We start from the raw sequence: 9000 nt of genomic DNA on the forward strand, positions 1-9000 counted from the left end.
AGAAGCCCAAAATCGCTGAAACTCAGATAGATCAAGGAAAATCATAAATCGAGGTTAACCCTTTGTCCCGTAATGGTTTGAGCCTTTTTTGCTGACCGAAAACGCCTAAGTCCCACTAACAGCTTAACTAATTGACATCCTCGGTCAAGTTCCTGTATAGTGGCTCCCAAAGATTTAGGGTGATGGCTTTAAGCCTTCTCAAAAATTCTTTTCGGCGATTACTGGCAGAAAGCCGCTGAAATTAACTGAAAACCCGGCATGGCGAGTCTATTTGACTTGCGGACAATAATAGCTCCCCTCTCCCCCTGGGATGAGCCTGATGGGTTTTGGCAGTGTATGGATACTTACCGAGAAATGGAAATGCTCAATCACCTTTATGACACTGGACAAGCTAGATGGAAAATATGGTAAAGAAAGCATTTTGGTCGGGCAAAAAGGTCTTTATTACTGGTCATACTGGCTTTAAGGGGTCTTGGCTGGCGTTTTGGTTACTCCATCTGGGGGCAGAGGTAAAAGGCCTCAGTTTAGCCCCCAATACCACCCCCGCCTTATTCGACCAATTAGACTTAGCTCAGAACCTGAGTCATCATATAGGAGATATTCGAGAGGCTGAGTTAGTGGCTCGTTTAATCGCTTCATGGCAACCGGATGTAGTCTTTCATTTAGCGGCACAACCCCTAGTGCGGCTTTCTTATCTTGAGTCGGTGGAAACGTGGAACACAAATGTTATGGGGACTATTCACGTTTTAGAAGCCCTCAAGAGCCTGAATCATCCCTGTGCCGCCGTGTTTATTACTAGCGATAAGTGCTATGAGAATCGGGAATGGGTCTATGGTTATCGGGAAAATGACCCCTTAGGGGGTTATGATCCCTATAGTTCTAGCAAAGCGGGGGCAGAATTGGCGATCGCATCTTGGCGCAGTTCCTTCTTTAAAACCCCTCAAACCCCCATCGGCATTGCCAGCGCCAGGGCAGGAAATGTCATCGGTGGCGGAGATTGGTCCCTAGACCGGATTGTACCCGATGCCATGCGGGCCTTGATGAAGTCCGAAGCGATTCCGGTGCGGAACCCTCTAGCGACTCGCCCTTGGCAGCACGTTTTAGAGCCTTTAGGGGGCTATTTACGGTTAGCTGAGTCGATTTATGAGCAGTTGATGACGGCCAATTGGCAGCAAGACAGCCGGGGGTTATATGGGGCGTTTAATTTCGGTCCGGCTCTAGCCTCTAATCGCCCAGTTAAAGAGTTGGTCGAGTCTATCCTACAACTTTGGCCAGGGACTTGGCTCGATCAAAGTGATCCGAATGCTGTTCATGAGGCTAAATTGCTTAATCTAGTCACAGATAAGGCTTTTCATACCCTAAAATGGCAACCAGTCTGGGATTTTCGGCAAACCCTCAAGGAAACCGTGACATGGTATTATCAAGCGGCCCAAATGGACTCTCAAGATAAGGCACAATTCCAGGAACTTACCCGCCAACAAATCGAATATTATCAAAGTTGTCTGAGCGATTAGCGAACTCAAGGCTGATAATAGTGCAAATTAAGTAATAATTAAGTACAAATTTCTCCCCTGAAAGGAAATTAACCATGACTCAATCTATTTCTCCCCTCAATACAAATACTGAAGCAGAACTGCGAGAGCAAGTCTTTCAAGCCGTACAAGAATACTATAAACACAAATTTCAACCCCGGGCTTTTGTGGCGGGGCAGACCTATATTCCGGCATCGGGTAAAGTATTTGATGAGCAAGAATTAGTCAAATTAGTGGATTCTTCCCTAGATTTCTGGTTAACAACGGGCAGATACGCGGCGGAATTTGAGGAACGTTTTGCCCAGTGGATGGGGGTAAAACATTGTTTATTAGTCAATTCGGGTTCTTCAGCCAATTTAGTGGCCTTAAGTGCCTTAACTTCCCCTAAATTGGGGGAAAAACAACTTAAACCAGGGGATGAAGTCATTACCGTCGCCGCAGGGTTTCCGACTACAGTTAATCCCATCTTTCAAAATCAGCTAATTCCCGTCTTTTTAGACGTTAAATTACCCGGTTATGACCTCGACATCGAGCAGCTGGAATCGGCCTTGTCAGAGAAGACTAAAGCGATTATGATCGCTCATACCCTGGGAAATCCCTTTAATTTAGAAGCGGTGATGGCTTTTGCCGAAAAACATGACCTCTGGGTAGTCGAGGATAACTGTGATGCGGTGGGAAGTCTCTATAAAGGGCAAAAAACCGGCACCTTTGGGCATTTAGCAACGGTTAGCTTTTACCCTGCCCATCACATGACTATGGGAGAAGGTGGCGCGGTTTTAACCAGCGATACCCGCTTGAAAAAGATTGTCGAGTCATTCCGTGACTGGGGGAGAGATTGTTGGTGTCCTCCGGGGGTAGATAATACCTGTAATAAGCGCTTCGGTTGGCAGTTAGGAGATTTACCCTTCGGTTATGACCATAAGTACACCTATTCTCATGTGGGTTATAACCTAAAGATGACCGATATGCAAGCCGCCGTCGGGGTAGCGCAACTGGATAAATTGCCCGGATTTATCAAAAAGCGTCGGGAAAATTTCGACTTTTTGCATCAAAAGTTACAGGAGCTTCAAGATGTTTTAATTATGCCTGAAGCCAGCCCCGATTCTGAACCGAGTTGGTTCGGGTTTCCGATTTTTGTCAAGGAAAATGCACCTTTTAGCCGCAATGATTTAGTTAAGCATTTGGAGGAAAAACGCATCGGCACAAGGCTGTTATTTGGGGGAAATTTACTGCGACAGCCTCTTTATAAGGGGTTAAATTATCGAGTTATTGGGGATTTAAGTAATGCTGATAAAATCATGAGTAGTGTTTTTTGGCTGGGCATTTATCCCGGATTAACGGAGGAGATGTTAACCTATGTAGCAACGACTATCCGAGAATTTTGTCATGGCCAATAAAATTACCGAACTTTTGGGACAAAATTTCAGGTTAAGGAAAATATGGCGGCTCTTCTCGTTTCTGTGTGGAAGGAAGAAGAATAGGGATAATTTTCCAGAAGTATAATGTTCAAAGTTTTGCTAGGCAAGACTTCTAGGAATGGTGCGCCCTGATTATTACAGAAAGTCGAGAAGACCCAAAATATGAAAGTATTGATTACCGGTGCAAGTGGTTTTGTTGGTTCCCATGTAGCAAGGCTTTTAATAGCCGAAGGGTGTGAGGTACACGCACTTGTGCGAGAAAACGGCGAACAATGGCGAATTCAAGATATTCTCCCATCACTACATTTATGGCAATCTGACTTAGTAGCATTTGAAACAGTGAATGCTTATTTACAGAAAATCAAGCCCGAATTGTGTATTCACTTAGCTTGGTATGTTGGGTCAGGAAAACAACTAAATTCTCGGGAAAACTTGAATTCATTCCAGGCAAGTCTCAATTTATTCTCTCAACTAGCTGAAGTAGGTTGTAAGCGGTTTGTGGGTATAGGGACTTGTTTTGAGTATGATTTCAATCTAGGATATTTTTCTGAATCAAGTCCGACAAAACCCATCACCTTATATGCAGCGACCAAGGTGGCACTATTCACTATTTTACAACAACTAGCCCAGAGCGCCGAAGTAGAGTTAACATGGGTTCGTTTGTTTTATCAGTATGGTCCAATGGAGGATGAGCGACGGTTAATTCCGTCGGTTATTTGTTCACTGCTGCGGGATGAAGTGGTAAAAACAACTAAAGGTGAACAAGTTCTGGATTTCCTTCATGTTGAGGATATAGCATCGGCAATTTGGGCAGTTGCGAAGAGCAACGTTTCAGGTGTAGTTAATGTTGGTTCTGGTCAACCTGTAACCGTTGGACAAATATTACTTGAACTTGGTAATTTATTAGGTAAACCTGATTTAATTCATCTGGGAGCTTTGCCTTACCGTCCCAATGATCCAATGTTTATTTGTGCTAATAATGAGTTGCTTAGAAAAAAGACCGATTGGACACCTAAATATAATTTAACAACGGGATTAAAAAATACAATTGAATGGTATAAAGTCCATCTAAATCTAAATAAAATTGAGGAAATTGTAAGATGAGTAAAAAATTAATTACTGTTGTTACTCCCTGCTACAATGAACAAGATAATGTTGAGCTTTTATATACTGAGGTCAAAGAGATTTTTGCAAGATTAGGAAAATATGAATACGAGCATATTTTTATCGATAATGACTCTCAAGATAAAACAGTCAGTATATTAGAGCAAATCTCTCAAAGCGACTCTAGACTGAAAATTATCATTAACGCTAGGAATTTTGGCTTTGTTCGTTCTACCTATTACGGCCTCTTACAAGGAACTGGAGATGCGGTTATTTTAGTCTTCGCCGATTGTCAAGATCCTCCCGAACTAATCGTCGATTTTTTGGAAAAATGGGAGGAAGGCTATCAAGTTGTTAAAGGTATTAAAAGATCGAGTCAAGAGAACTCTTTGGTCTATAATGTAAGAAGATTTTATTATTTTTTAGTTAGAACCCTATCAGAAGAGATTGACTTAACTGCTAGTTTTACCGGCTTCGGTTTATATGATCAAAAAGTGATAGAAGCATTGCGTTTGATCGATGATCCTTATCCCTACTTAAAGGGTCTTATTTCAGAAGTCGGTTTTAAGAGTGCTAAAATCGAGTATCATCAGGAAGTCCGAAAACGAGGTAAGAGTAGTTTCAATTTTTATCGAATGTACGATCTGGCAATGCTGGGTATCACTACCTATTCTAATTTTCCGCTAAGATTGGCGACAATGATCGGGTTCGCTCTATCTCTACTGAGTTTTCTGGTCGGTCTGGTGACTTTGATTTTGAAGCTTCTGTTTTGGAACCTTTTTCCTATAGGAATAGCGGCGATCATTATCGGATTGTTTCTTTTTTCTTCTGTACAGTTATTTTTTATAGGTATTTTAGGAGAATACATTGGTTTGATAAATAGACGAAGCTTAAAAAGACCTCTAGTGGTAGAGAGAGCGCGAGTCAACTTTGATTAAGAGTTACCTAGGGATGTTCTTTAATCTAAATTGTAAAAGACAATAAATAAAGAGGGAAATAAAATGTATCAAATGAATAAAACTGCGATTGATCAATGGCTCAAAGGAGTGGGTATCTTTTTACTTATTTTTATTGATGTAAATTATCTTCTTACCACAAGATTTGGTAGATTAAAAGGAAATGAAAGGTATGAGGCAATGTGGTATCTGTTCATTTTCATTTCAATTGTTGTTTTACCTATATTATTGGGTAAAGTTTTGAACTATTTAAGTTCTATTTTATCAAAAATAATCAATAATTGGCAAGTCACAAATCAAAGTCGTAATCTTGAGTTTTTATTTTCGTGGGGACTTGGTCTTGTTTTCAACACGATAGCAATTCAAAGAATCTTTACCCAAGGATCTGGTCAAAGTCTCCGGTTATATATCAGACCCGAGATGTCATCCAACTCAGATAAGCTGACAACTTATTTATCAAGCTTGAATTTTTCGTTGCTAATTCCAGTTGCATTAATTTTAACAGTTATTTTCTTTTTTCTCTTATATTTATTTTCTCTTCGTAAATTTTTGAGAACATTATTGATTGAGAATATAGTTTTTATTGGAGTTTTAGTGACGGTGACATCAGTTGCTTGGAGTCTGGTTTATACTGATCTATCGAACTTCCATTTTAATGTGGTTCTCTTCCCATTGGCGGCCATTAATAGTGATTCCCCTTTTATTCCCCTTGTTGACGATGGATTTAAAAGTTTATATGGCGGATATTATCTTTTGCTTGGCCTACTATCACGATTAATGGGAAATAGTCTATTGTCTATCAAAATTGTTGTATGTAGTTTGATTGCTCTTCAGATTATTCTTTACTATTTAATAGTTAAAGCCATCTACCAAAATTCGTTGCTCAGAATTTTGGTATTTATTAGCTGCCTATTTTGGAGTTATTTTTATGGTAAGGTAGTAAGTCAAGATTTATACTTTCAATATTTTCCTTTAAGAACTTTATTTCCTTGTCTTCTGCTGGTTACTTTGTTATACATATCTGAAAGAAAATTTCTCGATAAAGCTACTCTTTCCATTGGATTTTTAACAATTAACTTACGAGATTTGCTTCTAGATTTTATAGTGGCAATGGCTCTATTAAGTAATTTTGATTCTGGTATCTCTGTCTTGATTATGTATTTCTTTATTTACATTTGGAATGAGTTTAAAATAGATGGTTTTAGCGCAAAAAACATGATTAAAAAATTAACGGCATTTAGTATAAATCTTATAATTATCATTTTCATAATTATTTTTGGCTTTAGAATTATTGCTGGAGAATTCATAAATTTTTATAATTATATAGGTTTTACTCTTAAATTTGGCTCTGGCTTTTTTGGTTTGCCTTTTCCAGATAATATATGGATGATATTTATGGTTGTTTACGGTTTTAACGTCATACAATCTTTTCAGAGTTCCATTGAGGATAAAAACGCTAAGTATCGTTTTGTAATTGCCATCTGGGGAATAGTTAGCCTCTTTTATTTTGTCAATAGAAGTCATCCTTGGAATTTGATATCTGTATCACTTCCATTTTTTCTTTCCTATGGTTGTTTGATTGATTATGCCTTTAGTTCTTATCGAAAAAAAATGTCTGAATCTGAACCAGAATTGATGCAGAATAAAATGGCATTTAGGGAGTTTTTACCAATCTTATTGCCCGATTCGTTTGATTTGTTAAGGCTCTCCCTTATCAGTGTATTAGTCATGCCCTTTATTATTATCTCCCTAATCGCTTGTGTAAAATTTATCCCCGCAACGATATCCAATTTTCAACGCCCTAAAAGCTATTCACAAATGTCTGCTGTAGCCAGCTTGTCTGAGAGAGTGGCTACATTAGAACAGCAATTAAACCGTCCATCAATTCTCCTTTCAGATTCATTTGAATCCTATTATTATCTTCACAAAAACAGAAAAGTCTTGTTCTATCCCGAGACAACTTCTATTTTATCTGGGGACAATTCTTTTCAGCCCCGTTTTATTGATGCTCTCAATAAATTTAATCCAATTGTCACGGTCTGCCCCTTAAGGAAAGTTTTCAATTACAATCTTCGTGGCACGTTTTTAGAATTACTCTATCAGAACAATTATAAACTTCTAGAATCCCGGAAAAGCATAGATTCTACTATAAAGCGAAGTTGTGATATTTATGTAAAAGATTAGAATTGTAATAGAGTCAGAGAATCTTGACAAAATCCCATAACCTAAAACGAGCCGAACGCTTGGCATCGCAATTGGGTTGACATTGACAATGGTTTATGATAAGAAAGTGGCATCAGTTGTTCACCCCAACCAACCAATGGCTCAAGAAACCCTCCTAATTGCAGCTAACCCACTAGGGATCAAGCTACCACCGACCCAAGATGAGCTACCTTCTGATGATGGTATTCCCATGGAAACCCAGCGACACGGACTGCAAATGCAGTTATTAGTCAGACCGCTCTCCCAGTGGTTAAAAACTCAAGGACGAGAAGCGTTTGTCGGAGGCAATATGTTTGTTTACTTTAGCCCCAATCAAGTGCGGAACGAGGATTATCGCGGACCTGATGTATTTGTCGTTGTGGACGTGCCTCGAAGAGAAAGGAAAAGCTGGGTCGTCTGGGAAGAAGAAAAAGCTCCTGATGTGGTGATTGAGTTGCTTTCTGAGAGTACAGCCAAAAAAGATAAAGAAGAGAAAAAGCTTATCTATCAGAATCGTTTGCGGGTGACAGAATACTTTTGGTATGATCCCTTTGACCCAGAAGATTTAGCGGGACATCGCTTAGAAGGGGGTGTTTATAAATCTTTAAACCCAGATGCTCAAGGCAGGTTCAGCAGCGAAATATTAGGGCTAGTGTTAGTGCGGTGGCAGGGAATTTATGGGGATGAACAAGAGCCGATTACTTGGCTACGTTGGGCAACAGCAGAGGGGCAATTGCTCCCCACCATAGAGGAGTTGGCCGAGCAGGAAAAGCAACGGGCTGAACAGGAAAAGCAACGAGCCGAACGCTTGGCAGCAAAATTAAGAGCGCTAGGAGTTGAAGTTGATGATAGTGTATGAACTAATTGCAGGCATTGTCCACCTACAGGTCTATTTTATAATTAATTTAATGCACCTACTTAGTTGCGGGCAGTTTATGAGAGCTTATTAAATATAGAAAGGACTGTTTACGACAATGACACCATCTGCTATTGATTTACCGACAAAATCAACGATAATCACTTGGGAAAAACTGCCAGAAGATTTCATTCTACCTGACGAACCTGTGGACAACAACTTGCAACCCCTATTAGCAGCAGCTTTACGGGAATCGCTAGAATTAGCAGGACTAATTCTGGAATCGATGCTAATTGCTGCTAATTTTGGCTTATGTGCTACCGTTAAAACTCAAACAGTTGTCAAAGCACCTGATTGGGTTTATATTCCCTCGGTAAAACCGATTCCTGGCGGAAAAATTCGGCGCAGTTATACTCCCCATCTTGAAGGAGAAATTCCTACCATCGTCCTAGAGTTTATCTCGGAAACCGAAGGGGGTGAATATTCCATCAACCCTCACTATCCCTATGGAAAATGGTATTTTTACGAGCAAATCTTACAAGTACCTGTCTATGGAATTTTTCAGCCAAAAACGGGAGAATTAGATGTTTATTGTTTAGTGGCAGGAAAGTATGAGCAGCAGTTGCCAGATGAGAATAATCGTTACTGGATAAAAGAACTTAACTTGTTTATCGGTATCTGGCAAGGAACCAAAGCTGAATTTACTACTAATTGGTTGCGCTGGTGGGATAAGTCGGGAAATTTGCTATTATGGGGCAGTGAGTTAGTAGAGCAAGAAAGGCAACGAGCCGAGCAAGAGCGGCAACGAGCCGAGCAAGAGCGTCAACGAGCCGAACAAGCTGAGTTAGAACTTGAGCAAGAACAAATTGCTCGCCAACGTTTGGTGCAAAAGTTAAAAGAGTTGGGAGTCAATCCTGAAAATCTATAGCCCA

The 9000-nt window shown here is 40.0% G+C and carries 8 protein-coding genes; all 8 read left to right on the forward strand.

Features of this window, described 5'->3' with window-relative positions:
* The first annotated feature begins 258 nt into the window (after positions 1-258).
* The 8 genes from IM477_RS06095 to IM477_RS06130 all read left to right on the forward strand — a co-directional run bounded on the left by IM477_RS06095 (position 259) and on the right by IM477_RS06130 (position 8996).
* On the forward strand, positions 259-411 hold the full coding sequence (locus IM477_RS06095; RefSeq protein WP_287730926.1) for a hypothetical protein: 153 nt from the start codon (positions 259-261) through the stop codon (positions 409-411).
* Entirely contained in the window at positions 396-1514 is a 1119-nt protein-coding gene (gene rfbG / locus IM477_RS06100) for a CDP-glucose 4,6-dehydratase (RefSeq protein ID WP_287730927.1), read from the forward strand. The genes IM477_RS06095 and rfbG overlap by 16 nt, the downstream gene beginning before the upstream one ends.
* Positions 1515-1588: 74 nt before the next feature.
* The gene (rfbH, locus tag IM477_RS06105) at positions 1589-2929 is read left to right on the forward strand and encodes a lipopolysaccharide biosynthesis protein RfbH (RefSeq protein ID WP_287730928.1); all 1341 of its coding nucleotides are present in this window, start codon (positions 1589-1591) and stop codon (positions 2927-2929) included.
* Between the two features lie 183 nt (positions 2930-3112).
* Positions 3113-4054 carry an NAD-dependent epimerase/dehydratase family protein gene (locus IM477_RS06110; RefSeq protein ID WP_149986564.1) on the forward strand — a complete coding sequence of 314 codons (942 nt, stop codon included), beginning with the start codon at positions 3113-3115 and terminating at the stop codon, positions 4052-4054.
* Positions 4051-4992 carry a glycosyltransferase family 2 protein gene (locus IM477_RS06115; protein WP_149986565.1) on the forward strand — a complete coding sequence of 314 codons (942 nt, stop codon included), beginning with the start codon at positions 4051-4053 and terminating at the stop codon, positions 4990-4992. The genes IM477_RS06110 and IM477_RS06115 overlap by 4 nt, the downstream gene beginning before the upstream one ends.
* 72 nt (positions 4993-5064) lie before the next feature.
* The gene (locus IM477_RS06120; RefSeq protein WP_287730929.1) at positions 5065-7194 is read left to right on the forward strand and encodes a hypothetical protein; all 2130 of its coding nucleotides are present in this window, start codon (positions 5065-5067) and stop codon (positions 7192-7194) included.
* A gap of 136 nt (positions 7195-7330) precedes the next feature.
* Positions 7331-8071: a Uma2 family endonuclease gene (locus IM477_RS06125; RefSeq protein ID WP_287730930.1), complete on the forward strand. Its 741-nt coding sequence runs from the start codon at positions 7331-7333 to the stop codon at positions 8069-8071.
* 115 nt (positions 8072-8186) lie between these two features.
* Positions 8187-8996, forward strand: a complete 810-nt coding sequence (locus IM477_RS06130) for a Uma2 family endonuclease (protein WP_287730931.1) — start codon at positions 8187-8189, stop codon at positions 8994-8996.
* Positions 8997-9000: the final 4 nt, after the last annotated feature.

Origin of the sequence: Microcystis sp. M090S1, from assembly GCF_020246295.1 — a bacterium.
GTDB classification, from domain to species: domain Bacteria; phylum Cyanobacteriota; class Cyanobacteriia; order Cyanobacteriales; family Microcystaceae; genus Microcystis; species Microcystis aeruginosa.